Raw genomic sequence first — 25,204 nt, 5'->3', positions numbered from 1 at the left:
GTGGCACAGCACATAGCACTCACGAACCAGACCGCCGACGGCGCGGACAAGCCGGACGCGGCCGTCGTACGGGACGCCCTCGGGGTCGGCGTCGCCGTGGGCCTGTCCGGATTCGCCTTCGGAGTGACCTCGGCCGGCAGCGGACTCGGGCTGCTCCAGACCTGCGCGCTCAGCCTCCTGGTGTTCACCGGAGCCTCCCAGTTCGCCCTGGTCGGGGCGCTCGCCGCCGGCGGCAACCCGTTCACGGCCGCCGCCGGCGCCTTCTTCCTGGGCGTGCGCAACGCCTTCTACGGGCTGCGGCTGTCGCAGCTTCTCGCCCTCCCGCGCGCGGTACGGCCGTTCGCCGCGCAGTGGGTGATCGACGAGACCACCGCGGTGACCCTCGCCCAGCCGACCCGGCGGGCCGCGCGGCTCGGCTTCACCGTCACCGGGCTCAGCCTGTACGTGCTGTGGAACCTCACCACGCTGCTCGGCGCGCTGGGCGCCAGGGCGATCGGCGACACGCGCGCGTGGGGCCTGGACGCGGCGGGGCCCGCCGTGTTCCTGGCGCTGCTCGCCCCGATGCTGAAGACGGCCACCGAGCGTGCCGTCGCGGGTCTCGCCGTTCTGCTGGGCCTCGGACTGCTGCCCGTCCTGCCGGCCGGTGTGCCGGTGCTGGTGGCGGCACTGGCGGCCCCGCTCGCGCTCTTCGTGGAGGGCCGGCGCGGGGAGCGTACCCGGCAGGACGGGCTGGACGGCTCGGAGGAGGACCGGTGAACACCTGGATCGCGATCGGCGCGACCGCCCTCGGCTGCTACGCCGTCAAGCTCGCCGGCCTGCTCGTGCCGGCGCACGCCGTCGAGCGGCCGTACGTGCGGCGGCTCGCCGCCCTGCTGCCGGTCGCCCTGCTCGCCGCGCTCACGGCCCAGCAGACGTTCGCCGACGGGCACGCGCTGGTGCTGGACGCCCGGGCCGCCGGGCTCGGCGCGGCGGCCGTGGCACTGGTGCTGCGCGCTCCGTTCCTGCTGGTCGTCGCGGCGGCGGTGGTGGTGACGGCGGGCGTACGGGCCGTCGGCGGGTGAGGCGGACGGTCGGTGGGTGAGGTGGGCCGTCGGTGGGTGAGCCGGACCGACCCGGTCCGCGGAAGGGCGGGCCCGGTCCGCCGAGGGGTCCGCTCAGCCGACGAAGCGGCCGTGGGCCCGCAAGGTGCACAGAGCTTCGATCGTCACCAGGGAGCGCGCCTCCAGGGCGGGCGCCGGGGCCCATCGGCGCCACCGGACCGGCCAGCCGCCGTCCTCCTCCTGCCCGGCGGCCAGGTGGTCCAGCGAGCGCGTCATCTCGTCGTCCGTGAACCACGCGCGCGCGAGCGAGTCCGGGCTCCGGGCGAAGTCGTGCGGGAAGTGGTGCTCGCCCGGGGCGTAGCCGGACGCGACCGGGAACGCGTCGAGCCGGTCGGGGTCCAGCGCCGCGAGCCGCTGCTTCCGCACCAGGCGGCCCAGCCGGTCGGCGGCGGCCTCCGCGCGCGGGCGGTCGGGAACGGAGTCCAGGAATGTCACGGCGGCCTGCACCTCGTAGGGATGGGACTTCTCCAGGGACTCCACCGCCTGCCAGCAGAAGTCGGTGGCCCGGAACAGCCAGGCGTGCCACACCTCGTTGCGGTGCAGCAGTCCGACGACCGGTCCCGTGGCCAGGAGGTCGCTGGGCGGGTCGTCGACGACCGGGACGAACGGCGCCGTCGGATACCCGCGCTGGCTGGGGTGGATCGCCGGCAGGGCGCCGTCCGGTGTGGAGACGGAGGTCAGATAGCGGCACACGCGCTCCACCCGCTGGCCGCCGCAGCGCCCGATGGCGTCCAGCACGCGCAGGGCGTGCGCGGTGTGCAGGGGCTGGCTGACCGGTCCGCGCAGATCGGGCTCCAGCGCGTGGCCGTAGCCACCGTCCTCGTTGCGGTAGGCGTCCAGTGCCGCTTCCACCGCCTCCGGGCTGCCGCGCAGGAAGTGGTATGCGAACAGATGCTGCTCCAGCAAGCGCGCGGTGAGCCACACGAACTGTTCGGCGCGGAAGAGCGGGGAGCGCGCCGGGGGCGTGGAGGGGAGTGGGGAAGCTCCTGTTTCAGCCATGCGTCAGACCGTAGGACGGAAAGCGGTCTCGGCAGGTGCTCCCGGGCAGGGCCCACCCCCAGGGGCTGGATACTGGAGTCATGCGGTTGACGGTCTTCTGGCAGCGGATGGCGGAACACTTCGGTCCGGGGTACGCCGACACCTTCGCGCGCGATCACGTCATGTCGGAACTGGGCGGACGCACGGTGAACCAGGCGCTGGACGCCGGCTGGGAGGCCAAGGACGTGTGGCGTGTGGTGTGCGCGGTGATGAACGTGCCGGGCGAGAGGCGCTGACACGTCAGCCGAAATGCCGGGCTTGTCGGTGAAGAAGTCGCCGGTACGGCACTGATCTGTCACGAAGATCGCCGCGGGGCGCCGGTTGTCGGTGGCGTGGGCGAGACTGGGCGCGTGGCACCCAACGAGGACCCCCTGGCATCCACTCCCGAGGACGGCGAGCCGTCCCCCGGGCAGGCAGCACCGGCCGCTACGACCCCGCCCGGCCGGCCCCCGGTCTCCGGCGTCGTCGCGCCGGGCGGCCGGATGCCGCGCTGGCTGCCGCGCGCCATGGTGCTCGCGCTCGCGCTGATCGCCGCGTTCCAGCTCGGCAGCTGGGCCTTCCACCAGCTGACCGGACTCTTGATCAACATATTGATCGCGTTCTTCCTGGCCCTGGCGATCGAGCCCGCGGTGAGCCGCATGGCGGCCCGTGGCATGCGCAGGGGGCTCGCCACCTTCCTGGTCTTCCTCGGACTGACCGTCCTCGCCGCCGGGTTCGTCACCTTGCTCGGGTCCATGCTGGCCGGCCAGATCATCAAGATGATCGAGGGCTTCCCGGGCTACCTTGACTCGGTCATCCGCTGGGTCAACCAGACCTTCCACACCGACCTCAGACGGGTGGACATCCAGGAGGGCCTGCTCCACTCCGACTGGCTGCGCAAGTACGTGCAGAACAGCGCGGCCGGAGTCCTGGACGTCTCCGCCCAGGTGCTCGGCGGGCTCTTCCAGCTGCTGACGGTCGCGCTGTTCTCCTTCTACTTCGCCGCCGACGGCCCCCGGCTGCGGCGCGCCCTGTGCTCCGTCCTGCCGCCCGCACGCCAGGCCGAGGTGCTGCGCGCCTGGGAGATCGCCGTCGACAAGACGGGCGGCTATCTGTACTCGCGCGGCCTCATGGCGCTCATCTCCGGCATCGCGCACTACGTCCTGCTCGAGGCCCTCAGCGTGCCGTACGCGCCCGTGCTCGGCGTCTGGGTGGGCCTCGTCTCACAGTTCATCCCCACCATCGGCACGTACCTCGCGGGCGCGCTGCCGATGCTGATCGCGTTCACGGTCAACCCCTGGTACGCGCTGTGGGTGCTGATCTTCGTCGTGGTCTACCAGCAGTTCGAGAACTACATGCTCCAGCCCAAGCTGACCGCCAAGACGGTCGACATCCACCCGGCGGTGGCGTTCGGCTCGGTCGTCGCGGGCACCGCGCTGCTGGGCGCGGTCGGCGCGCTGATCGCCATCCCGGCGGTGGCCACGCTCCAGGCGTTCCTGGGGGCGTACGTGAAGCGGTACGCCGTCACGGACGACCCCCGCGTGCACGGGCGCCGCGGCAACGGCCCGGGCGGCCCCGGGATGCTCACGCGCGCGCGGCGGCTCTGGGCCGGCCGCCGCCCCGGCGGGGAAGAGCGCCCGTAGGCCGCCTCGCGCGATCGTGCCGCCTCAGTACGTCAGGACCGCCCACACGGCGGCCACGGCCACGGCCGCCGCGTAACAGCCCGCCGCCACGGCAACGGTCCGCCGGCGCGTCCGCTCGCTCCACGGCGTACGCGACAGCAGCCAGGCCAGCAGGGGCAGGACGAGGACCGCGTGCAGGCTCACGCCGTGCAGTGGCTTGAGCGGGGCCGTCGAGTGGTAGGCGGCCTCCTGGTGGCCGTTCCGCGTCAGGACGACCCCGCGCGCGATCATCGCCGCACCGGAGGCCAGCGCGACCAGCAGGAGCGCGAAACCGGAGCGCACGGCGAGCGGCATGCCGGCGGGCCCCGCCGGCCGGTGCCGGAAGGACGCGACGGCGAAGACGGTGAGCAGGACCACCAGGACACCGCCGCCCACCGCGAGCGTCATGGACACCACCGTGTCGAAGGGGGTCTCCCTGTTCAGGTGCGAGGGCACCCGGCGCCATGCCTGGAGGGTGATGCCGCCCACCTCCACCACGCAGTCGGCGGCGAAGACCAGCAGCAGGACCGGGCGCAGCCGGTCACCGGTCCGCAGGTACGACGTGACCCAGGTGACCGCGATCAGCGTCACCCCGAACGACAGCCCGAACGTGACGGGCTTGCGCCAGGAGACGGGACCGTCCCAGGGACCGCCGTCGACCGCGAACACCACCAAGTGGACGAGGCCGGACAGGACGAGGAGCAGCCCCGTCGTGTGACAGAGGCGGTCGACGGCGGCACGCGGGTTCTTCATGGACCCAAGGCTTCCGGGCGCGGCCCGCGCGGTCGTCGTCCGGTCGGAGACAACCGTGGTACATCGCCGGGAGCAGGCCGGCCCGTGTCACAGATGGTCGAAGAAGCGGGTCCACCAGGTCGCGTGGCTCTCGTCGGCGAGCCAGGTCACACCGTCGTACGCCGGTGGAGCAGCCGTGGGGGGACCAGCCGGTAGCCGAGCGCGGACAGGGCGGCCGTGATCCGGTCGCGGTCCGCCTCGGACAGCGCTCCGTCGCGTACGGCGTCGTCCAGGTCGTCGTGGCTGTCGGGCGCCGGCGCGGTGACCACGGCCAGACCGCCGTAGTTGCTCAGCCGCACGGCGAGGGGCACCCCGGCCCCGGTCGCCTTGGCCGGGATGTCCACGGAGAAGGAGAAGCTCGCGTCGGCACGGCCCGGGGGGCCCTGGCGGGTGCCGTGTGGCGCGCTTGACACGAAAATCGAACATCCATTCTTATGGGGGCTCAGGCGCGGCTTTCGGTTGGGGATTTCGCCCCGATTCGCGGGTAGATGTCCCTTGGTTATCCACAGGCTGGGCCTGCGTCGGGGCGCATTGTCAGTGGCAGGCGTTAGCGTCTTTGACGTGAAGCGATCGACTCAAGCAAACCGGGTGGAACCCATGGCAGGAACCGACCGCGAGAAGGCGCTCGACGCCGCGCTCGCGCAGATTGAACGGCAATTCGGCAAGGGCGCGGTCATGCGCATGGGCGAGCGGTCGAGGGAGCCCATCGAGGTCATCCCGACCGGGTCGACCGCCCTCGACGTCGCCCTCGGCGTCGGTGGGCTGCCGCGCGGCCGTGTCGTGGAGATCTACGGGCCGGAGTCCTCCGGTAAGACGACCCTGACCCTGCACGCCGTGGCGAACGCACAGAAGGCCGGCGGCCAGGTCGCCTTCGTGGACGCCGAGCACGCCCTCGACCCCGAGTACGCGCGCAAGCTCGGCGTCGACATCGACAACCTCATCCTGTCCCAGCCGGACAACGGCGAGCAGGCCCTGGAGATCGTGGACATGCTGGTCCGCTCCGGCGCCCTGGACCTCATCGTCATCGACTCCGTCGCCGCGCTCGTCCCGCGCGCGGAGATCGAGGGCGAGATGGGCGACAGCCACGTGGGTCTCCAGGCCCGCCTGATGAGCCAGGCGCTGCGGAAGATCACCAGCGCGCTCAACCAGTCCAAGACCACCGCGATCTTCATCAACCAGCTCCGCGAGAAGATCGGCGTGATGTTCGGCTCCCCGGAGACCACGACCGGTGGCCGGGCACTGAAGTTCTACGCCTCGGTGCGTATCGACATCCGCCGCATCGAGACCCTGAAGGACGGCACGGAGGCGGTCGGCAACCGCACCCGCTGCAAGGTCGTCAAGAACAAGGTCGCGCCGCCCTTCAAGCAGGCCGAGTTCGACATCCTCTACGGCCAGGGCATCAGCCGCGAGGGCGGTCTGATCGACATGGGCGTGGAGCACGGCTTCGTGCGCAAGGCCGGTGCCTGGTACACGTACGAGGGCGACCAGCTCGGCCAGGGCAAGGAGAACGCGCGCAACTTCCTCAAGGACAACCCCGACCTGGCCAACGAGATCGAGAAGAAGATCAAGGAGAAGCTGGGCGTGGGTGTCCGGCCGGAGGAGCCCGCCGTCGAGCCGGGCACCGACGCGGCGGTCGCCACCGCGGCGGCCGACGACCCCGCCAAGTCGGCTCCCGCCCCGGCAGCCGCCAAGGCCACCAAGCCCAAGGCCGCCGCAGCCAAGAGCTGACCCGTGACGCGACGAACCGACTGGGCCGAGTACGAGTACGCCACCCCCGGTGCCCCACGGGGGAGGGGCACCGGGGGCCACCCGGACTCCGCCCCGGAAGGTGACGACGGACACCGGGCCGACGGATACAGGGACGACGGGGGCGCGCACGGTGGGCGCGACGAGCACCGTGGTCGTGCCGCGTACGGCGGGCAGGACGCGTACCACGGGACCGGCGGCTACGACGGTGACGGCGGTGCGGACCTGGGTGCCGAGGGCAGCGAGCCGTACGGGGGCGGTTCGCTCGACGGTCGTGGGGCCGGGCGCTCCGGGCGCTCCGTAGGCGCGCGGGACGGTCGCCGAGGGCGTGGCCGCCGGCGCGGCTTCGGTGACGCGTCCGGGCCCGGTCAGGACGAAGGCGCCCCTTCCTCGGCGAGGGACGAGCGGGGGGAGTCTTCAGCGGACCCGGTCGAGCGGGCCCGGGCGATCTGCCTGCGCCTGCTCACCGGGACCCCGCGCACCCGCAAGCAACTCGCGGACGCCCTGCGCAAGCGGGAGATCCCCGAGGACGCGGCCGAGGAGGTGCTGTCGCGGTTCGAGGAGGTCGGGCTCATCGACGACGGCGCCTTCGCGGACGCCTGGGTGGAGTCCCGGCACCATGGCCGGGGACTCGCCCGCCGGGCGCTCGCCCGGGAACTGCGCACCAAGGGGGTCGACTCGGCGCTGATCGAGGACGCCGTCGCCCAGCTCGACTCCGAGCAGGAGGAGGCGACCGCCCGCGAACTCGTCGCCCGCAAACTGCGGGCCACCCGTGGCCTCGACCGGGACAAGCGGCTCCGCCGGCTCGCGGGCATGCTCGCCCGCAAGGGCTACCCCGAGGGCATGGCCCTCCGGGTCGTCCGCCAAGCCCTGGAGGAGGAGGGCGAGGACACGGAGTTCCTCGGGGACGGGGACTTCTGACGGCTCCTCGGGACGGAGACGCGTGACGGCTCCTTGGGGCGGAGGGGCGGACCGGCACCCCGGGGTGGGGTTAACCCCCGCCGCCGACGGTCGGGGTGGCCCCCGTCGCAAGACGCCGGGCCACCGCAGTGCTCTCCCACCCCGCAGCGGCGAGTCTGTACGCGCGCCCAGCGCACGACACAACCGATGCGTACAACAGAAGAGAGCCCGTCCCCATGATGCTGCGTTACGCCGTGCAGTCCGTCCGCGCCCGCAAGGCGGGCTTCCTCGGCGCCTTCGTCGCCCTGATGTGCGCGGCCGCTCTGATCACCGCTTGCGGCACCCTCCTCGACACCGGCCTGCGCGGCACCATCCGTACCGAGCGCTACGCCGCCGCTCCCGTCGTGGTCTCCGCCGACCAGTACGTGCATCGGACCACCGTCAAGCACAAGAAGGGCAAGACCAAGGTCAAGCACAAGGCGAAGCCCATCGCCGAGCGCGCCTGGCTGCCCGAGCACCTGCGCACCACGCTCGCCCGCACCCCTGGGGTGGCCCGGGTCGTCCCCGAACTCACCTTTCTCGCCCAGCCGTTGACCCCGGCCGACACCGGCGGTCGTACCGCCTACGGCCACGCCTGGGACTCCGCCGCGCTGACCCCGTACCGGCTGACGGCGGGCCGCGCCCCCGAGGCCGCCGGTGACCTCGTCATCGACGGGGACCTCGCCGCGCGGGCCCGGCTGCGGTCCGGCGACCGGCTCACCGTGCAGTCCACCCAGGCCCCGCGCACCTACCGGATCACCGGTATCGCCACCCCGGCCACCGCCGTACGCCACCAGACGTCCCTGTTCTTCTCCGCCGGCGAAGCCCGCAGGCTGGCCGCGCACCCCGGCCAGGTCACCGCGTTCGGTGTGCTGCCGGCCAAGGGGACGGACCCCGAGCGGGTGCGCCGGGGCGTGGCGCGGGCGCTGCGCGGCACCACGGCCCAGGTCAGCACCGGAGACGCCCGCGGGCCCGTCGAGTTCCTGGACGCGGCTGCCGCCCGGACCCGGCTGGTCAGCATGGGCGGCGCCATGGGCGGCACCTCGCTGCTGGTGGCGGTGCTCGTGGTCGTCGGCACCTTCGCGCTCACGGTCCAGCAGCGCCACCGCGAACTCGCTTTGCTGCGGGCCGTCGCTGCCACGTCCGGGCAGATCCGCAGGCTGCTCGGCCGGGAGGCGCTGATCGTCGGCGCGGCGGCGGGCACGGCCGGCGCCCTGCTCGGGCTGCCGCTGGGTGGCTGGCTGCACGCGAGGTTCGTCGCCCTGGGCGCCGTACCCGACACGCTCGACCGCACCGTCAGTGTCTTCCCGCCGCTCGCCGCTCTCGCCGCCACCCTGCTCGGAGCCTGGGCGGCGGCCCGGATCGCCTCCCGCAGGATCGCCCGGATCCGCCCGGCCGAGGCCCTGGGCGAAGCCAGGACCGAGCGCAGCCGACCGGCCTGGGGCCGCATCGCCGCCGGGCTGCTGCTCCTCGCCGGCGGAGTCGTCCTCCTCGTCGTCCTCACCTCCCTGCGCAGCGAGCCCGCCTCGACACCCGTGACCTTCCTCGCCGTCGTCGTCCTGTCCGCCTCCGTCGCCCTGCTCGGTCCGCTCCTGGTCAAGGCCGCCGCGCTGCTGCTCGCCGGCCCGCTCCGGCTCACCGGTCACGGCGGCAGGCTCGCCACCGCCAACCTGCGCGGCAACGCCACCCGCATGGCCTCCGTCGTCACCCCCCTCACCCTGCTCGTCGGCATGACCTGCACCGTCCTGTTCGTCCAGGACACCCTCGGCAACGCCGCCCGCGCCCAGGTCCGCGAGGGCGTCCGGGCCGACTGGGTCGTCGCCGCCCAGGGGCCGGGCGTCCCCGGCGAGGCCGCCGAGCGGCTGCGCGCACGGCACGACACCGTCACCGAGGTGGTCCGCACGACCGTCCGCGTCGGCCTCGACAAGTACCCCGCACAGGGCGTCACCCCCGCGGGCCTGACCCGCACCTGGGACCCGAAGGTCACCGCCGGCTCCCTCGACCGGCTCGGTCCCGGCACTGTCGCCGTCAGCGAACTGGCCGCGGACCAGCGGCATCTGAAGCCGGGAAGCACTCTGAAACTCACGCTCGGCGACGGCACGCCCGCCACGCTGACCGTCGCCGCCGTCTACGCCCGGGGTCTCGGCTTCGGCGACCTCACCTTCGCCCACGACCTCGTGGCCCACCACGTCGACAACCCGCTCGCCTCCTCCGTCCTCGTCCGCACGACCCGTACACAGACAGAACTCGCGACTACACTCCGTGAGTTCCCGGGACTGAGAATTCTTTCGCCGGCCGCCGCCGACGCTCTTCAGGCCGATCGGCAGCAGACGAACGCCGAGGTCAACTACCTGGCCATGGGGCTCGTCCTGGCCTTCACCGCCATCGCCGTCGTCAACACGCTCGCCATGTCGGTCGCCGAGCGTGTCCGGGAGTTCGCACTGCTCCGCCTCGCCGGCGCGACCCGCCGTCAGGTGCTGCGCATGCTGCGCACCGAGGCACTGTCCGTCCTGCTCCTCGCCACCTCGGTCGGCAGCGGTATCGCCCTCGCCGTGCTCACCGCGTTCAGCGTCGGCATGACGGGCCGGGCCGCCCCGGCGGTCACCCCGCTGCCGTACGTCGGCGTCGTCGCGGTCGCCGGTCTCCTCGCGCTCGTGGCCGGCGCCGTGCCGGGGCGTGCGGCGCTGCGGGTGCGGGCGGTGACCGTGGCCACGGCGAAGGAGTAGGACGGGCCCCTCGTACGTGCGGTTTCCGGTCAGCGCCGGTCAGGGCGCCCAGCGCCGTTCAGGGCGTCGCCGGGCTCACCGGCAGCCCCTCCGCCCGCCACGCCTGGAAGCCGCCCACCAGGTCCGTCGCCCGGTGCAGGCCCAGCTGGTGGAGGGAGGCGACGGCGAGGCTGGAGGCGTAGCCCTCGTTGCAGATCACCACGACCCGCAGGTCGTGCCCGGTGGCCTCGGGGAGGCGGTGGCTGCCCTGGGGGTCGAGTCGCCACTCCAGTTCGTTGCGTTCGACCACGACGGCGCCGGGGATGAGTCCGTCCCGGTCGCGCAGGGCGGCGTACCGGATGTCGACCAGGAGCGCTTCACCGGCCTGCGCCGCCTCGTGCGCCTCGCGTGCCTCGACGCGCCGGTAGCCGGCACGCACGCGTTCCAGCAACTCGTCGATGCCCAGGGGTCGTTCCGCCGTCACACGGGCGCCCCCCGGCTGCTCGATCGTGCCGCTCACTGCCAGTCCTCCGGGCGTTCGACCTGCTCCAGGCGCAGCACCTGGCCCGTGCGACTGTAGCGGCGGATCCGGGGCAGCGGCGGGTAGTAGGCGTGGACGGAGATCGCGTGTCGCTCGCCGGACTCGTTGAGCACCTCGTGCACATGATGGCGGCCGAAGCCGCGGCCCTGTCCGGCGGGCAGTCGGCGTACGCGGTCCACGCCCTCGGTGAGTTCCAGGGTCTTCCAGCCGTCGGTGGGCAGCCGGGCGGCGAGGGAGTTCTCCGTGAGTTCGCCCGCAGCGGTGAGGAAGGCACCGACCGAGTCGGCGTGGTCGTGCCAGCCGGTGCCGGTACCGGGCGGCCAGCCGATCAGCCAGGCCTCGCTTCCGCCGGGGCCCTGCAACCGCAACCAGGTGCGGCCCTCCGGATCGAGCGGCAGGGAGGCGATCAGCTCGGCGTCGGCCGCCGTACGCCGGACGAAGTCGAGGAGGTCCGCCTGGGTGGGCGCCGGGCCGGGGACAGCGGAGACGGACGTGGACAGGGAAGGGGAAGCGGAAGAGGAGGGGACAGACACGTACACCGTCCTGAGGAGCGTTCGCGGAACGGGCGCACGACGGCGCCCGGAAAGGGAAGGATGCGAATTCAGCAGGACGGACGACACACGCAGCCCGCATAGCGGACGAGGTCCATATGGACCCTCCGCCACAGGCGCACACAGGTGTCGGTCACGATCCGGAGTACAGCACTGCTGCCGCACTGCGGTCAACCGAGTGTCAGCCTGTGGACGGGGGTGCGAGGAGGTGCGGTCGGCGCGTGCGGGAGCCTCCTACGGAGCACGGCCGGCGCGTGCGGGAGCCCTCTTCGGGGCACGGTCGGCGCGCTCGGGAAGGCGTCACCGGGGTCCGCCGTCGGTTTGAAAGCGGGCCTGTCGTCAGCGTGCGCCCGAGCCGGCCTCCGCCGCTGCCTTCTTCCCCTTCTCCCTGTCCGCCTCCCTCTCCTTCTCCCTCTGTTCCGTCTCCTCGGTCTGCACCGCGCCGCCCACCGTGGCCTCGGCCGCCGCGTACAGGTCGGCCGGGCGGACCCCGCTCAGCGCGGTGACCAGGTGGCCGTCGGGGCGCACGAGCAGCACGCTGTGCGCCGGCGCACCCGGGTAGCTCTCGGCCACCAGCAGCTCGGCGGGGTGCGGCAGCGCGGTCACGGCGGCCGCGAGCCGGGGCATCACCCCGGCGGACATCCAGTGCTTGCGGTCCCAGACACCTGTACCGGGCGCGATCAGCACGACGAGCAGCGCGCCACGGCCGAGCCGGTCGCGCAGCTGGACGAAGGACCCGTCCTCCGCCGTGACCCGGACGTCGGTGACCGGTGCGCCGGGCGCGGTCTCGACCGGGATCTCGCCTTCCAGCCGCCGGGGTGCGAGCGGTGAGTCGGCGTAGGTGCCGGACGCGCCCAGCGGGCCGCGGCCCAGATGGCCGTCGGTGAACAGCGCGTCGTGGTTGCGGGCCGCGCCCGGCACGATGCCGCGCAGCCCGCCCCCGCCGCGCAGCACCGGCAGGGCCTGGTCGGCGGCGCGCAGCCGGGCGGCGACCAGCGCGCGCCGCTCGGTCTGATAGCTGTCCAGCAGGGCCTCGTGCGGGCCGTGGTGCCAGGCCGTGGCCAGCTTCCAGGCGAGGTTGCCGGCGTCCCTGAGGCCCTCGTCGAGACCCTGGGTGCCGAGCGCGCCGAGCAGGTGGGCCGCGTCCCCGGCGAGGAAGACCCGGCCGGCGCGCCACCGGCGGGCGAGGCGGTGGTGCACCGTGTGGACGCCGGTGTCGAGCAGCTCGTACACGGGTGACGTGCTGTCCGTCCAGCCCGTGAGGGTCTCACGGATGCGGGTCAGCAGCATCTCGGGTGTCACCAGGTCCTTGCCCGGTGGCAGCAGCCAGTCCAGGCGCCACACGCCGTCCGGGAGGGGGCGGGCGGTCACCTCCCCGGCCGAGGGCCCGGACGACCGCCACGGCGGCATCCGATGGAGCAACGCGTGACCCGCCCACGGAAGTTCCGCGCGCAGCGCGGCGACCGCGTGCCGCTCCACCGCCGTACGGCCCGGGAAGCGGATGTCCTGGAGTTTGCGCACGGTCGAGCGGGGGCCGTCGCAGCCGACCAGGTAACTGCCGCGCCACCACGTGCCGTTGGGGCCACGGGTGTGCGCGGAGACGCCGGAACGCTCCTGCTCGATCGCGTCCAGGCGGCTCTCCACCACCGTCTTCACCAGGGGCTCCGCCGCGATGGCCGCTCGCAGGACACCCGTGAGCACATGCTGGGCGATGTGCAGCGGCGCGGACTCGGTCTCGGTGAAAGTGATCTCGCTCATCACCTGCTTGCGCCTGACCGACCGCCAGCCGGCCCAGCGCACGCCCTGCTCCGCGAGCGCGATTCCGGTCAGCCGCTCCAGCAGGGCGGCCGTGTCCTCGTGCAGGACGACCGTGCGTGCCGGACGGGGCTCGTCCTTGCCGACGCCCTCGTCCAGCACGATGGACGGCACCTGCTGACGCGCCAGCGCCAGGGCGAGCGTGAGCCCGACGGGCCCCGCTCCGACGATGATCACCGGGTCCACGGTGTGGCGCCCCCTGCTCGTGGCGATGCCTTGACGGAGACAAGTGAACAGGAAGGTGAAGCGGGGTGCACGATCACACAACGTATGCAACCCATTGGCAGAGTTTGCGTCAAGCGACCGGGGGCAGTGGCGATCATGCCACTGCCCCCGGGTGACGCATTCGGGTCTGACCTGGCGTCAGGCCGCGGTTCCCGTGCCCGCGTGGCCGGGGATGTCCACGGTCTCGTCGGCGCCGAGCACCGCCCCGGTCGACTTCTTCCCGCGTCGCAGCCGGCCCTCCAGCCAGCTCGCGAACGAGGTCAGCGAGAAGTTGATGATCACGAAGATGACGGCCACCACCGTGAAGGAGGCGATGGTGTTGGCGCCGTAGTAGCCGCTCATCGTGCTCGCCGAAGCGAGCAGTTCGGGGAAGGTGAGGACGGCGCCGCCGAGCGCGGTGTCCTTCACGATGACCACGAGCTGGCTGACGATCGCCGGGAGCATCGCGGTGACCGCCTGCGGCAGCAGGATGAGCCGCATCACCTGGTTCTTGCGCATACCGATCGCCATGGCCGCCTCGGACTGGCCCTTCGGCAGGGCGAGGATGCCCGCGCGGACGATCTCGGCGAGCACCGACGCGTTGTACAGCACCAGGCCGGTCACGACCGCGTACAGCGGACGGTCGTCGGAACTCACGTCGGTGTACTGGCTGTACAGCTCGTTGCCGAAGATCATCAGGACCAGGACGGGGATCGCGCGGAAGAACTCGACCACGACCGTGGCCGGGACCCGCACCCATATGTGGTCCGAGAGCCGTGCGATGCCCAGGACGGCACCCAGCGGCAGCGCGACGACCATCGACAGGGCCGCCGCCTTCAGCGTGTTCTCCAGACCGGGCCAGATGTACGTCGAGTACGCCTCGGAGCCGCTGAAGAACGGCTTCCACAGCGCCCAGTCCAGCTGGTTCTTCTCGTCCAGGGACGTGTAGACCCACCAGAGGACGGCGGCGAGCGCGACGATGAAGAGCGCCGTGTAGAGGATGTTGCGCCGTTTGGCGCGCGGTCCCTGGGCGTCGTAGAGGACCGAGGTCATCGCTTCACCGCCACCTTCTTGCCCACCCAGCCGAGGATCAGACCGGTCGGCAGGGTCAGGCAGCAGAATCCGAAGGCGATGATCGCGGAGATCAGCAGCAGCTGGGCCTCCTTCTCGACCATGTCCTTCATGAGCAGGGCCGCCTCTGCGACGCCGATCGCGGCCGCCACGGTCGTGTTCTTCGTCAAGGCGATCAGGACGTTGGTCAGCGGGCCGACGGCTGCCCGGAAGGCCTGCGGCAGCACGACCAGGAACAGCACCTGGGAGAAGCTCAGGCCGATGGCCCGCGCGGCCTCCGCCTGGCCGACCGGCACCGTGTTGATGCCGGACCGGATCGCCTCGCACACGAAGGCCGACGTGTAGAGGATCAGCCCCAGCACCGCGAGCCGGAAGTTGATCGTGTCGGTGTCGTGCGCACCGAGGGTGATGTTCAGCGTCTGGTAGAGGCCGAGCGAGGAGAACAGGATGATCACCGTGAGCGGGATGTTCCGCACGATGTTCACGTAGGTGGTGCCGAAACCGCGCATCAGCGGTACCGGACCCACCCGCATGGCGGCCAGCAGAGTGCCCCAGACCAGGGAGCCCACGGCGGACAGCAGCGTCAGCTGTACCGTCGTCCAGAAGGCGCCCAGTACGTCGTAGTCGTCAAGAAAGTCGAACACGTCTCCCGCGCTTTCGCGTGTAGGGATGCCCGGATGCGCCGCCCTCGAGGACGGCGCATCCGCCGGGCGTTGCCTCAGCTCTTGATGTCGCCGATCTTCGGCGCGGGCTCGTTCTTGTAGCCGGCCGGGCCGAAGTTCTTCTTCACGGCCGTGTCCCAGGAACCGTCGGAGACCATCTCCTCCAGCGCCTTGTTGATCTTGGCCTTGAGGTCGCTGCCCTTCTTGACGCCGATGCCGTAGTTCTCGTTGGTCATCTTCAGGCCGCCGAGCTTGAACTTGCCCTTGAACTGGGACTGGGCGGCGTAACCGGCGAGGATCGAGTCGTCCGTGGTCAGAGCGTCGATCACCTTGTTCTGGAGACCGGTCAGGCACGCGGAGTACGTCGGGTACTGCTGGAGCTGCGCCTTGGGCGCCAGCTTCTCCTTGACGTTCTGCGCCGAGGTGGAGCCGGTGACGGAACACAGCTTCTTGTTGTTCAGGTCGGCCGGCGACTTGATGCTGCTGTCGTCCGCGCGGACCAGCACGTCCTGGTGGGCCAGCAGGTACGGCCCGGCGAAGTCGACCAGCTTCTGGCGCTCCGGGGTGATCGAGTAGGAGGCGGCGATGAAGTCGACGTCACCGCGCTTCAGCATGGTCTCGCGGTCGGCGCTCTTCGACTCCTTCCACTCGATCTGGTCGGCGCCGTAACCGAGCTTCTTGGCGACATAGGTGGCCACGTCGACGTCGAAGCCCGAGTAACCCTGCGGGGTCTTCTGGCCGATGCCCGGCTGGTCGAACTTGATGCCGATGGTGATCTTCTTGCCGCCGCCGGAGGAACCGGCGCCGTCGTCCTTCTTGTCGCCGCCGCAGGCGGTTGCGGTCACGGAGAGGGCGAGGAGGACGGCCGAGGCGGCGGTGACCTTGCGGAGCTTCATGGTGAACATCCTTCTGAGTGGTGAGGAACGAGTCCCTGAGGCAGGGGTGACGCGGACCGGGCGGGGCGTGCGGCGGGCGGCGGTACGTGGGCCGGGCGGTGCGTGCGGACTGGTGGCGTGTTCGGCCTGGCGGTGGGTGTGCTGGGCCGGTGCCGTCAGTGGTGCAGGATCTTGGACAGGAAGTCCTTGGCCCGGTCGCTGCGCGGGTTGCTGAAGAACTGGTCGGGCGTGGCCTCTTCGACGATCCGGCCGTCCGCCATGAAGACCACGCGGTTCGCGGCCGATCGCGCGAAGCCCATCTCGTGGGTGACCACGATCATCGTCATGCCCTCGCGCGCGAGCTGCTGCATGACCTCCAGGACCTCGTTGATCATCTCGGGGTCGAGGGCGGAGGTCGGCTCGTCGAACAGCATGACCTTCGGCCCCATCGCCAGCGCCCGCGCGATCGCGACCCGCTGCTGCTGGCCACCGGAGAGCTGGGCGGGGTACTTGTCGGCCTGCGTGCCCACACCGACCCGGTCCAGCAGGGCCCGGGCCTTCTCCTCGGCCTGCTTCTTGTCCGCCTTGCGGACCTTGACCTGACCCAGCATCACGTTCTCGAGCACGGTCTTGTGCGCGAAGAGGTTGAACGACTGGAACACCATGCCGACGTCCGCCCGCAGTCGCGCCAGCTCGCGGCCCTCGTGCGGCAGGGGCCTGCCGTCGATCGTGATCGTGCCCGAGTCGATCGTCTCCAGGCGGTTGATGGTGCGGCACAGGGTCGACTTTCCGGACCCGGAGGGCCCGATGACCACGACGACCTCGCCGCGGGCGATCGTCAGGTCGATGTCCTGGAGCACGTGCAACGCGCCGAAGTGCTTGTTGACGCTCCTCAGGACGACCAGTTCGTCGGACGTGGCCACATCTTCCTTGGCCACCGATACATTGGTCATCGCTCTCAGGCTCCGTCCTCCTCGGGTTTCCGAGGACAGTAGTGAGGGGCTGTGACCTGCGTCATCACATCTGAGGGAGATCTGAGCATCACGATCCGATAGCAATCGGACACATGTCGTAGTACTTGTCGCCGGTGCGCGTATCGGCCGGGTAACGGAAGCGACGGGCAACCCGAACCCTCTTGACGTCGTCCTTGTCCATCAGCGTCACTGCCATGGTGCACGCGCGCGTGTGCGTGATCTACAAGGCCGACGCGAACCGAGACCGTACGACCGCTGAACCGGAGGGGGCCGGGATGAGACTGCTCCTCGTCGAGGACGACAACCACGTCGCCGCGGCGCTGTCGGCCGTCCTCGCGAAGCACGGCTTCCAGGTCACCCACGCGCGCAGCGGTGAGGAAGCCCTCCAGGCGCTCGTCCCCGAGGGCAACGGCTTCGGTGTCGTCCTGCTCGACCTCGGCCTGCCCGACCAGGACGGCTACGAGGTCTGCGGCAAGATCCGCAAGCGCACCAGCACTCCGGTGATCATGGTCACCGCCCGCTCCGACGTCCGCTCCCGCATCCACGGGCTCAACCTGGGCGCCGACGACTACGTCGTGAAGCCGTACGACACCGGGGAACTGCTCGCGCGCATCCACGCCGTCAGCCGGCGCACCGCCCACGAGGACCCGGCGACCGGCGGCGAGAGCGCCCTGCTTCTCGGCCCGGTCCGGATCGAACTGCCCACCCGCCAGGTCAGCGTGGACGGTTCGGTCGTCCAACTGACCCGCAAGGAGTTCGATCTGCTCGCCCTGCTCGCCCAGCGGCCCGGCGTGGTCTTCCGGCGCGAGCAGATCATCAGCGAGGTCTGGCGCACCAGCTGGGAGGGGACCGGCCGCACCCTGGAGGTGCACGTCGCCTCCCTGCGCGCCAAGCTGCGGATGCCCGCGCTGATCGAGACCGTACGCGGCGTCGGCTACCGGCTCGTCGCCCCGGCCGCCTAGCGGGGACGGGTGCGCACACGCCTCCTCCCGCTGCTCATCGTCCTGCTGGCGGCCGTCCTGCTCGCGCTCGGCATCCCGCTCGCCGGCAGCGTGGCCGCCGCACAGCAGCAGCGGGTCGTGGTCGACCGGATCGACGACACGGCACGCTTCGCGGCGCTGGCCCAGTTCGTCACCGAAGGGCCCAGCGGACCCCACCGCACCGCCACGGACGAGCGCGGGGAGACCCTGCGCAGCGAACTGGAGAGCTACTACGGCGTCTACGGCATCCGCGCCGGTGTCTTCTACCGCAACGGCTCCCCCATGGCCAACGCGCCCGGCGACTGGTTGGTACCGCGGGCGGGGGAGGTCCGCAGGGCGTTCGGCGAGGCGCTGCTCAGCCGGCGCAGCCATGACCCGCGGCAGGTGTGGCCCTGGCAGCGCGGCCGGCTCGTCGTCGCCTCGCCGGTGATCCGGGACGGGGACGTGGTCGCGGTCGTGGTCACCGACTCGCCCACCGGACAGCTGCGTTCCCGCATCCTGCGCGGCTGGCTGTTCATCGGGGCCGGCGAGATCGCGGCCATGCTGCTCGCCGTCGGCGCCGCGCTCAGGCTGACCGGCTGGGTGCTCAGGCCGGTCCGGATCCTGGACGCCACCACCCACGACATCGCCACCGGGCGCCTGAAGTCCCGGGTCGCGGCCGCCGGCGGGCCGCCGGAACTCAGACGGCTGGCCCGTTCGTTCAACGAGATGGCGGACAACGTCGAGGCCGTGCTGGAGCAGCAGCGCGCCTTCGTCGCCGACGCCTCGCACCAGCTGCGCAACCCGCTCGCGGCGCTGCTGCTGCGCATCGAACTGCTCGCCCTCGAACTCCCGGAGGGCAACGAGGAGATCGCCTCGGTCCGCACCGAGGGCAAGCGTCTCGCGCAGGTCCTGGACGACCTGCTCGACCTGGCGCTGGCCGAGCACGCCGAGGCTGACCTCGTGCTGACCGACATCGGCGCGCTGGCCGAGGAACGGGTGGCCGCCTGGGCGCCGGCCGCCCGGACCAAGGACGTCCGCCTGACCGGCGACTGCCCGCCCACCACCGGCTGGGCCGACCCGATAGCCCTGTCCAGCGCCTTGGACGCGGTGATCGACAACGCCGTGAAGTTCACCCCCGAGGGCGGCACGGTCGAGGTCGTCGTCGCGGCCGACGGCGACACCACCACGGTCGTCGTCACGGACACCGGGCCGGGCCTCACCGACGAGGAACTCGCGCGCGTGGGCGACCGGTTCTGGCGCAGCGGCCGGCACCAGAACGTGAAGGGCTCGGGCCTGGGGCTGTCCATAACCCGCGCCCTGCTCGCGGCGGGCGGCGGCTCGATCGACTACGCCCACCACGAGCCGCGGGGGCTGCGGGTGACGGTCCGGGTGCCACGGCACCCGGAGACCGGCGGGAGCGCCGCGGACGCCGTCATCTAGGCTCCGCCGAGGCCGGCCGGCCGCGGGATTCCCTTCCATGCCTCCCTGAGGCCCATATGGTCCTCCGGGATTCCCTTCCCGGGCTTCCCTCGGCCCCTCATGGCTTCACCGAGAGGCCCCTATGACGCCACCGGTAGGCCCTTATGCGCCACGGGCAGGGCTTTATGGCGCCACCGGCAGGCCCTTTGGCTGCATCGACAGCCCTTATGGCTTCGCCGACCGGTAGTACCGCCGGGCGCCCTCCTGCAAGGGCAGCGGATCGGTGTAGATGGCGGTGCGCAGATCGACCAGCTGGGCGGAGTGGACATGTGCGCCGATGCCGTCCCGGCTCTTGATCACCGTACGGGTCACCCACTCGGTCAGCCGGGGGTCCACGTCCGTACGGGTCATCAGCAGGTTGGACACGGCGATCGTCGGCACCTGCGCCCCCTGCTGCACGTTCGGGTAGGCCGACTCCGGGATGTTGGTGGTCCGGTAGTAGCGCGCGCCCTCGCCCTGGGTGTGCAGCCGGGCGACGAGGTCGTCGTCGATCGACAGGAACCGGAACCCGCCCTTCCGTGCCAGCGCGTCCAGCCCCTTCGTGGGCAGGCCGCCGGACCAGAAGAAGGCGTCGACCTTGCCCTCCCGCAGCCGCGCGGGTCCGGTGTCGATGCCGTCCGCGACCGGCGTGATGTCCTTCCGGGGGTCGATACCGGCGGCCCGCAGCACCCGGTCGGCTATCAGCCGCACCCCGGAATCGGGCAGCCCGGTCGCCACCCGCTTGTGCCGCAGGTCCGCGATGCTCCGGACGTCCGAGTCGCGGGGGACGATGAGGTGCACATAGTCGTCGTAGAGCCGGGCCACACCGCGCAGCCGCCCGGCGCCGCTGCCGTGCCGCAGCTCGTACGTCGCCACGGCGTCGGCCGCCGCGATGGTGAAGTCGGCCTGCCCGGTCGCCACCCGCTGGACGTTCTCCTGGGAGCCCGCGCTGTTGAGCAGCTTCACCCTCAGGCCCGGCATGTCCCGGCCCAGCTCGGTGCGCAGCCGCTCGCCGTACTCCTGGTAGACCCCGCGGGGCGTACCGGTGCTGAAGACGATCGTTCCGCTCGGCGGCTTCTCGCCCAGGGGCAGCAGCCACCACAGCAGCAGCCCCAGGGCGACGGCACCGACGGCCGCGCCTTGCAGCGCTCGGCGCCTGCCGAGCCGGGGGAACACCTTGGACATGCGGCGATCCTGCCAGGCGACGCGCGCCACTGGCCAGGGCCGGGGTCACTCCGGGGACCGGGGACCGGGGAGCCGATGCCACGGGGTCCGCACGGGCCGGCGGGCGTTGTCAGTGGCCGCCGTTACAGTCGCCGTATGAGCACTTCGCCCGCCGACCGCACGAGCACGTCGCCCGCCCACCTCGTCCGTGAGTTCCACCACGCCTTCGGCCTCGACGCCCGCAGCACGCCGACGGAAGTGGACCCGGGCCTGGCCGCTCACCGCGGCGAACTGCTCGCCGAGGAGGCCGCGGAGGTCGCCGAGGTCGCGGTGGAGGGGCCGCTGGACCGGCTCGCGCACGAGCTGGCCGACGTGGTGTACGTGGCCTACGGCACGGCCCTGGTGCACGGCATCGACCTCGACGAGGTGATCGCCGAGGTCCACCGCGCCAACATGAGCAAGATCGGCCCGGACGGGACGGTCGCCCGCCGGGCCGACGGCAAGGTGCTCAAGGGGGAGCACTACCGGGCGCCGGACGTGTCGGCCGTACTGCGCCGCCAGGGCTGGATACCGGGCGGCGCGGCCTGACGTCCGGGCCGGGTCCTACGAGGACAGTACGAGGACAGCGAGCCGTACGCCGGCCTCGGCGGTGACACCGGCGGTGCCGTGGAGGCCGGCCGTGGCCTCGGCGCGCCGAGCGCGGCCTTCACGTGTCCGGCGGTGGTGACGGAGGCGCGCACGGGCGTGCTGCACGTTCGGGTAGGCCGACTCGGGGATGAGGTGCCGCCCGCCGTGAAGGCGCCCTTGAGGCGCGCCCGACAACGCGCGAACTCAGCGGCCCGTCAGGTCAGGCCCGTGCCGCCGAGGCGGGTCAGCAGATGCGCGAGGCGGTCGATGTCCGCCGCGGGCCACGCCGGGGCGGTGAAGACCTCGGCGGCGGTCTCCTCCGCCGTGGCCCGCATCTCCGCCAGCCGCCTCCGGCCCGTCCCGGTCAGCGCCGCGTACGCCACGCGCGCGTCCCGGGCGTCCGTCTCCCGGGTCACCAGGCCGATCCGCTCCAGCGGAACGAGCCCGCGCGTCACCCCCGAGGCGGTCAGCCCCAGCGCCTCGGCGAGGTCCACCCGGCGCATCCGGCCGCCGGGCGCCTGCGCCAGTCGCAGCAGCAGGGTGAAGTCGGCGAGGCTGACGCCGTGCAGGCCGCTCAGGCGGGAGTCGAAGCGTCGTACGAGCGCCGACTGGGCCCGTACCAGGCGCAGCGCCGCGTCCAGGGCCTCACTCACGGTCCACTCTCTCTCGCGTCCCTTGCCCACTCCTTGAGTACTCAAGTTTATGGCGGACGTCAGGAGCCGGTCGTCCGCGCGGCGCGGCGCTGTCGCTTGCCCAGGGGTGCCTGGGACAGGTCCTCGGCGGTGGTCCGCAGGTGCTTGAAGCCGTAGCCGCGCCCGGTCAGCCAGGACTTCGCCGCCTCCTCGGCCCGTTCCGTCGCCTCCAGGACGTCCTCCTCCTTCTCTCCCGTCGCGGAGAAGCGGAAGACGAAGGCGGGCCGGGCGGCGATGTCGTAGGTGAGGCTCCCCTCGGGGGTGAAGGCGGCGCGCAGGACGTCGTGTTCGGCGGCGTCGGCCAACAGGGCGGCGCGCTGGGCGTCGGTGAGGGCGTCGAAGGCGCCGCGGACGGTGATGCGGAAGGTTCGGGTGCTCATTGCGCGACCTTAGGCACGGCGGGGGTGACTCCTCCACCGGGTTTCCCGGGGCACGGGAGCGCCAAGTGCCTTGCGCGGATGCCGTCGGGTCGGGCCGGTCGGCGGGTCCGGGCGTTGGCGGGGCGGACACCGGGCGAGGTCCGGATCGTCTGTTCACCTGGCCGGAGGGACGGTGCTTCCCTGGAACCGTGAGGAATCACGGGGGATGGAGGGCGGGTGGACGTCGGGGAAGCGACCGCGCCCGTGGTCGCGGTCGTCGGAGTCGTCGGCACGTTGCTGTCCGCGCTGCTGACCCAGCGCGCGGCCGACCGCAGCCGCCGGCGCGAGCAGGAGCGCGCCGAGGAGGTGCGGGAGCGGCGCCGGCAGGCCCAGGAACTGCGGGTGTGCTACGTCGCCCTGAACACCTCCGCCCGGCAGTATCTGGCCGCGCTGACCGACCAGTTGCACGCCCTGGGCCGGGACGAGGAGGTGCGCGCCGTACGGCAGCGGCTCACGGAGGCACGCGACCAGTACCGGGACGTGTACGCGGAGGCCCAGATGCGGATGCCCGACCGGGTGCTCGATCTCGCGGGCGGCCTCAGCCACGACCTCGGGGCGGTGTACGGCATGGTCCGGCGCCTGGAGGACGGAATCCCGCGCGCCGGTGACTCACCGGCCGCGGTGCGGGAGAGCATCGACGAACTGTGGGGCCGGCTGCGCGGGATGCGGCACGAGATGCGCTCCGAACCGGGTGCGTTCCGGGCGGATTCCGGCCGATGAGGAGGCCGGGGCGGGATCTTGTCGCCGTACGCGCCGAGGGTCGGCACAGTACGGCGCGGACGGCGGACGCGGAGGGGCAGACGGTATGAACGAGGAGCGTGCGGGGTCGGCGGAGCGGCTGCTCGCCCTGATCGGCGAACACCGGGACAGCCTCCGGCAGGCGCTGGGCGACGAGCAGCACGCGGTGCTGCTGGCCCGGCTGACGGCGCTCGCCGAAGCGCCACCGGACGACGACAGGGCGGTCCGCAGGGCACTCCACGGCGTCAGGCTGGTGCTGCTGAAGCTGCCGCTGGGCCATCCGGTGCGCCGGGAACTGGACTCCCCGCGTGGTGCCGTGACGCTGCCCGGACCGGGGACCGTGGCCGGTGCACAGGAGCTGATGGCCTGGTTCCGCCTCCCGCCGCCGACGCGCGGACCGGCGTACGAACCGGCGTACGGTCCGGGCCCCGAGCGGGAGCGGCTGCTGCGGGAACCCGCCCTGTCGGCCGCCGAGGCGCGAGCCCGCTGTGGTGGCGCGCCACCCCCAGAGCTGATCAGACTGCGTGCTCCGGACGACAGCGACCGCTACCCGGAGTTCCAGTTCGCCCCGGGCGGCGGCACGCCGTACGGGGTCGTCCTCGAAGTCAACCGGCTGCTCCTCGCGGACATCGACCCGTGGGGGGCCGCGGCCTGGTGGTTCAGCGGCAACAGCTGGCTGGGCGGTACCCCCGCGGCGCTGCTCGGCCGGCTGCCCGACCACCGGCTGGCAGGCGCGGCCCGCGAACTCGCGGAGGGGGAGTGATGAGCGGCTTCTTCCCCATGATCGACCTGAAACTGCGTCCCCACCGCCGGGTGATCGCGGCTGGGACGGTGCTGTGGCGGGTGCACCAGTCCCGCTACGCGCCGGACGAGTTCAACCCGAGACTCGCGGACATCCACTTCGAGGGAGGCCGCTTCGACGGCACGGTACTGGACACGTACCACAGCCTGTACCTGGCGGAGAGCGCGCTGACGGCGCTGGCCGAGAGCGTGCTGCGCTCGCGGCCCTTCGAGCCGCCCGTCGGCGAGCGCACGATCCCCTACCGCACGGTCTGGCAACGGTCCCTGAGCTGTCTGCGCACCCGGTACGACCTGACCCTCGTCTCGCTGATCAGTGGCGCGGACCTGGCCGCCGTGTGCCAGGACACCACGCTTCTGGAGGACGAGAGCAACTATGCGCGGGCCCGGCGCTGGTCGAGCGAGATCCGGGCGCAGGCGTCCGACGCCATGGGCCTGATCTGGGAGTCCCGGCGCAACCGGTCCGAACACGCGCTGGTGCTCTATCACGACCGTTGCGCGGGCCCGGACGGCAGGCCGCTGGAGGTGCTGACGGAGAGGGGCATCCAGGATCTCGGCTCGGAGGAGGGCTGGGAGCGGGCCAACGAACTCCTCACGCCGCTGCGGGCGAGAATCGCCAAGCCCGAGCCGTGAGACCCCGGGGTCCGAGCCCGGACCCCGGGGCCAGGGATGCTCAGCCGGTGTAGCCGGCGAAGACCCGCGTGTAGTCCCATGCGGACTGGCTCACGCCGGAGCAGCTGTCGGCCGGGCCGCCGGTGCAGGGCCGGTCGCGGTTGGCGGACCAGAAGGTCAGCCGGGCCAGGTGGTGCTGCTGGGCGTAGGCGAGGATGGTGCGGAAGTCGTTCACCGTGACGGTCTCGTTGTTGTCGGTGATGCCGTTCATGGACGAGATGCCCATGTCCCGGTAGGCCTGGTCGTCGCTGTAGTGGTACGCGTTCTTCAGCGCGTTCTTCAGCCCCTCGGCCGCCTGCACGGTCAGGTTGCCCATGTTCTGGCCGGCGCCGCCGAAGTCGAACGGCATGATGGCCCAGGCGTCGACGGTCAGCCCGGACGCGGCGGCCCGGTTGATGAGGCTGGTGTCGGGGCCGCTCTGCCCGGTGCCGATGGTGATGTACACCTTCAGGCCGGGGTTGTTGGCCTTCACGGTCTTCAGCGCGTCGACCGTGCGCTGCTGCACGGTCCCGTTGCTGTAGGCGTCGGCCTCCAGGTCGATGTCGATCGCCTTCAGGCCGTAGGTGTTGATGACCTTCTGGTAGGCGGCGGCGAGTTCGCCGGCGCTGGAGCAGGAACTCTCCAGCTTGTTGCCGCTGTAGCCGCCGAAGGACGGGATGACGTCACCGCCGTTCGCCCGCACGGTGTTGACCGTCTGCTGGTCCACTCCACCGGTCAGCGGACGGCTGCCGTCCCACTGCGGGTTGCAGTAACCGTTGCTCAGCACGAAGGCGAGCGTGAACCACTTCACGCCCGTGGCCTGGGTGATGGTGCTCGGGTCGGGCGGGCTGCCCCAGCCGTTGTACAGGTACGGCGCCACCGCCATCGGCGCCGAGGGGGTGTCGCCGCCACCGGCCGCGGGCGCGTTCCACTTCTGGTTGGCGCCGCCGGTGCAGCTCCAGATCTGTGTCCGGGTGCCGTTGGCGGAGTTGTTGTCGGTGACGTCCAGGCACTTGTTCGCCTGGGGGTTGACGATGTCGTG

28 protein-coding genes are annotated in these 25,204 nt (G+C 72.0%); 13 read left to right on the top strand and 15 right to left on the bottom strand.

Annotation, left to right across the window (positions count from 1 at the left end; all coding sequences use genetic code 11):
* Positions 1–756, top strand: coding sequence for an AzlC family ABC transporter permease (locus ACZ4WH_RS36695; protein ID WP_468189084.1), 756 nt, complete (start codon positions 1–3; stop codon positions 754–756).
* Positions 753–1,061, top strand: coding sequence for an AzlD domain-containing protein (locus ACZ4WH_RS36690; protein ID WP_468189082.1), 309 nt, complete (start codon positions 753–755; stop codon positions 1,059–1,061). Before ACZ4WH_RS36695 ends, ACZ4WH_RS36690 begins: the two co-directional genes overlap by 4 nt.
* 93 nt (positions 1,062–1,154) lie before the next feature.
* On the opposite strand, the gene ACZ4WH_RS36685 is transcribed toward ACZ4WH_RS36690, so the two are convergent.
* Positions 1,155–2,099, bottom strand: coding sequence for a hypothetical protein (locus tag ACZ4WH_RS36685; RefSeq protein WP_468189080.1), 945 nt, complete (start codon positions 2,097–2,099; stop codon positions 1,155–1,157).
* An 80-nt stretch (positions 2,100–2,179) separates the two neighbouring features.
* Here ACZ4WH_RS36685 and ACZ4WH_RS36680 point away from each other — a divergent pair, with 80 nt between their 5' ends.
* Both ACZ4WH_RS36680 and ACZ4WH_RS36675 read left to right on the top strand, forming a co-directional pair.
* The gene (locus ACZ4WH_RS36680) at positions 2,180–2,374 is read left to right on the top strand and encodes a DUF3046 domain-containing protein (RefSeq protein WP_468189078.1); all 195 of its coding nucleotides are present in this window, start codon (positions 2,180–2,182) and stop codon (positions 2,372–2,374) included.
* A 246-nt stretch (positions 2,375–2,620) separates the two neighbouring features.
* Positions 2,621–3,760 carry an AI-2E family transporter gene (locus tag ACZ4WH_RS36675; protein ID WP_468189116.1) on the top strand — a complete coding sequence of 380 codons (1,140 nt, stop codon included), beginning with the start codon at positions 2,621–2,623 and terminating at the stop codon, positions 3,758–3,760.
* Positions 3,761–3,784: 24 nt separating this feature from the next.
* On the opposite strand, the gene ACZ4WH_RS36670 is transcribed toward ACZ4WH_RS36675, so the two are convergent.
* Both ACZ4WH_RS36670 and ACZ4WH_RS36665 read right to left on the bottom strand, forming a co-directional pair.
* The gene (locus tag ACZ4WH_RS36670) at positions 3,785–4,531 is read right to left on the bottom strand and encodes a hypothetical protein (protein WP_468189076.1); all 747 of its coding nucleotides are present in this window, start codon (positions 4,529–4,531) and stop codon (positions 3,785–3,787) included.
* Positions 4,532–4,677: 146 nt separating this feature from the next.
* The gene (locus ACZ4WH_RS36665) at positions 4,678–4,983 is read right to left on the bottom strand and encodes a hypothetical protein (RefSeq protein ID WP_468189074.1); all 306 of its coding nucleotides are present in this window, start codon (positions 4,981–4,983) and stop codon (positions 4,678–4,680) included.
* A 184-nt stretch (positions 4,984–5,167) separates the two neighbouring features.
* Between ACZ4WH_RS36665 and recA the strand changes: the two genes are divergently transcribed.
* The 3 genes from recA to ACZ4WH_RS36650 all read left to right on the top strand — a co-directional run bounded on the left by recA (position 5,168) and on the right by ACZ4WH_RS36650 (position 9,981).
* Positions 5,168–6,298 (top strand): recombinase RecA, encoded by a 1,131-nt coding sequence (recA, locus tag ACZ4WH_RS36660; RefSeq protein ID WP_468189071.1) that lies wholly within the window; start codon positions 5,168–5,170, stop codon positions 6,296–6,298.
* A 3-nt stretch (positions 6,299–6,301) separates the two neighbouring features.
* Positions 6,302–7,237 (top strand): recombination regulator RecX, encoded by a 936-nt coding sequence (gene recX, locus ACZ4WH_RS36655; protein ID WP_468189069.1) that lies wholly within the window; start codon positions 6,302–6,304, stop codon positions 7,235–7,237.
* A gap of 215 nt (positions 7,238–7,452) precedes the next feature.
* Positions 7,453–9,981 (top strand): FtsX-like permease family protein, encoded by a 2,529-nt coding sequence (locus tag ACZ4WH_RS36650; RefSeq protein ID WP_468189066.1) that lies wholly within the window; start codon positions 7,453–7,455, stop codon positions 9,979–9,981.
* 58 nt (positions 9,982–10,039) lie between these two features.
* Here ACZ4WH_RS36650 and ACZ4WH_RS36645 read toward each other — a convergent pair whose 3' ends face one another.
* The 8 genes from ACZ4WH_RS36645 to ACZ4WH_RS36610 all read right to left on the bottom strand — a co-directional run bounded on the left by ACZ4WH_RS36645 (position 10,040) and on the right by ACZ4WH_RS36610 (position 16,632).
* Positions 10,040–10,480 carry a rhodanese-like domain-containing protein gene (locus tag ACZ4WH_RS36645; protein WP_468189064.1) on the bottom strand — a complete coding sequence of 147 codons (441 nt, stop codon included), beginning with the start codon at positions 10,478–10,480 and terminating at the stop codon, positions 10,040–10,042.
* The gene (locus tag ACZ4WH_RS36640) at positions 10,477–11,034 is read right to left on the bottom strand and encodes a cupin domain-containing protein (RefSeq protein WP_468189061.1); all 558 of its coding nucleotides are present in this window, start codon (positions 11,032–11,034) and stop codon (positions 10,477–10,479) included. Before ACZ4WH_RS36640 ends, ACZ4WH_RS36645 begins: the two co-directional genes overlap by 4 nt.
* 68 nt (positions 11,035–11,102) lie before the next feature.
* Positions 11,103–11,150: a hypothetical protein gene (locus ACZ4WH_RS36635; RefSeq protein ID WP_309506048.1), complete on the bottom strand. Its 48-nt coding sequence runs from the start codon at positions 11,148–11,150 to the stop codon at positions 11,103–11,105.
* A 241-nt stretch (positions 11,151–11,391) separates the two neighbouring features.
* A complete protein-coding gene (locus ACZ4WH_RS36630) occupies positions 11,392–13,053 on the bottom strand; it encodes an FAD-dependent monooxygenase (RefSeq protein ID WP_468189059.1) in 1,662 nt (553 codons plus the stop codon).
* Between the two features lie 177 nt (positions 13,054–13,230).
* A complete protein-coding gene (locus tag ACZ4WH_RS36625; RefSeq protein ID WP_468189057.1) occupies positions 13,231–14,124 on the bottom strand; it encodes an amino acid ABC transporter permease in 894 nt (297 codons plus the stop codon).
* Positions 14,121–14,786, bottom strand: a complete 666-nt coding sequence (locus tag ACZ4WH_RS36620) for an amino acid ABC transporter permease (RefSeq protein ID WP_468189055.1) — start codon at positions 14,784–14,786, stop codon at positions 14,121–14,123. Before ACZ4WH_RS36620 ends, ACZ4WH_RS36625 begins: the two co-directional genes overlap by 4 nt.
* A gap of 74 nt (positions 14,787–14,860) precedes the next feature.
* Complete coding sequence (locus tag ACZ4WH_RS36615; protein WP_468189053.1) at positions 14,861–15,700, bottom strand: glutamate ABC transporter substrate-binding protein; 840 nt, start codon at positions 15,698–15,700, stop codon at positions 14,861–14,863.
* A gap of 155 nt (positions 15,701–15,855) precedes the next feature.
* The gene (locus ACZ4WH_RS36610) at positions 15,856–16,632 is read right to left on the bottom strand and encodes an amino acid ABC transporter ATP-binding protein (protein ID WP_468189051.1); all 777 of its coding nucleotides are present in this window, start codon (positions 16,630–16,632) and stop codon (positions 15,856–15,858) included.
* Between the two features lie 296 nt (positions 16,633–16,928).
* Here ACZ4WH_RS36610 and ACZ4WH_RS36605 point away from each other — a divergent pair, with 296 nt between their 5' ends.
* Both ACZ4WH_RS36605 and ACZ4WH_RS36600 read left to right on the top strand, forming a co-directional pair.
* Positions 16,929–17,615 (top strand): response regulator transcription factor, encoded by a 687-nt coding sequence (locus ACZ4WH_RS36605; protein ID WP_103817574.1) that lies wholly within the window; start codon positions 16,929–16,931, stop codon positions 17,613–17,615.
* Positions 17,616–17,624: 9 nt separating this feature from the next.
* Complete coding sequence (locus ACZ4WH_RS36600; RefSeq protein WP_468189048.1) at positions 17,625–19,055, top strand: sensor histidine kinase; 1,431 nt, start codon at positions 17,625–17,627, stop codon at positions 19,053–19,055.
* A gap of 204 nt (positions 19,056–19,259) precedes the next feature.
* Here the strand turns inward: ACZ4WH_RS36600 and ACZ4WH_RS36595 are convergent, their stop codons facing one another.
* Positions 19,260–20,258: a TAXI family TRAP transporter solute-binding subunit gene (locus ACZ4WH_RS36595; RefSeq protein ID WP_468189046.1), complete on the bottom strand. Its 999-nt coding sequence runs from the start codon at positions 20,256–20,258 to the stop codon at positions 19,260–19,262.
* Between the two features lie 135 nt (positions 20,259–20,393).
* Here ACZ4WH_RS36595 and ACZ4WH_RS36590 point away from each other — a divergent pair, with 135 nt between their 5' ends.
* Positions 20,394–20,825: a pyrophosphohydrolase domain-containing protein gene (locus tag ACZ4WH_RS36590; RefSeq protein ID WP_468189044.1), complete on the top strand. Its 432-nt coding sequence runs from the start codon at positions 20,394–20,396 to the stop codon at positions 20,823–20,825.
* Between the two features lie 254 nt (positions 20,826–21,079).
* On the opposite strand, the gene ACZ4WH_RS36585 is transcribed toward ACZ4WH_RS36590, so the two are convergent.
* Both ACZ4WH_RS36585 and ACZ4WH_RS36580 read right to left on the bottom strand, forming a co-directional pair.
* Positions 21,080–21,517, bottom strand: a complete 438-nt coding sequence (locus ACZ4WH_RS36585; RefSeq protein ID WP_468189041.1) for a MarR family winged helix-turn-helix transcriptional regulator — start codon at positions 21,515–21,517, stop codon at positions 21,080–21,082.
* Between the two features lie 59 nt (positions 21,518–21,576).
* Positions 21,577–21,936 (bottom strand): DUF6204 family protein, encoded by a 360-nt coding sequence (locus ACZ4WH_RS36580; protein ID WP_468189038.1) that lies wholly within the window; start codon positions 21,934–21,936, stop codon positions 21,577–21,579.
* Positions 21,937–22,152: 216 nt separating this feature from the next.
* On the opposite strand from ACZ4WH_RS36580, the gene ACZ4WH_RS36575 reads away from it, so the two are divergent.
* The 3 genes from ACZ4WH_RS36575 to ACZ4WH_RS36565 all read left to right on the top strand — a co-directional run bounded on the left by ACZ4WH_RS36575 (position 22,153) and on the right by ACZ4WH_RS36565 (position 24,144).
* Positions 22,153–22,695: a hypothetical protein gene (locus tag ACZ4WH_RS36575; RefSeq protein WP_468189036.1), complete on the top strand. Its 543-nt coding sequence runs from the start codon at positions 22,153–22,155 to the stop codon at positions 22,693–22,695.
* An 85-nt stretch (positions 22,696–22,780) separates the two neighbouring features.
* Positions 22,781–23,476: a hypothetical protein gene (locus tag ACZ4WH_RS36570; RefSeq protein ID WP_468189033.1), complete on the top strand. Its 696-nt coding sequence runs from the start codon at positions 22,781–22,783 to the stop codon at positions 23,474–23,476.
* Complete coding sequence (locus tag ACZ4WH_RS36565) at positions 23,476–24,144, top strand: RES family NAD+ phosphorylase (protein ID WP_468189031.1); 669 nt, start codon at positions 23,476–23,478, stop codon at positions 24,142–24,144. Before ACZ4WH_RS36570 ends, ACZ4WH_RS36565 begins: the two co-directional genes overlap by 1 nt.
* 40 nt (positions 24,145–24,184) lie before the next feature.
* Here ACZ4WH_RS36565 and ACZ4WH_RS36560 read toward each other — a convergent pair.
* A partial coding sequence (locus ACZ4WH_RS36560) for a chitinase (RefSeq protein WP_468189029.1) occupies positions 24,185–25,204 on the bottom strand: 1,020 nt, incomplete at its 5' end.

It is taken from the genome of Streptomyces sp. NPDC029138 (assembly GCF_055564375.1).
Note: the sequence above shows the minus strand (reverse complement) of the source record. Positions and strands in the feature narration are given on the sequence as shown.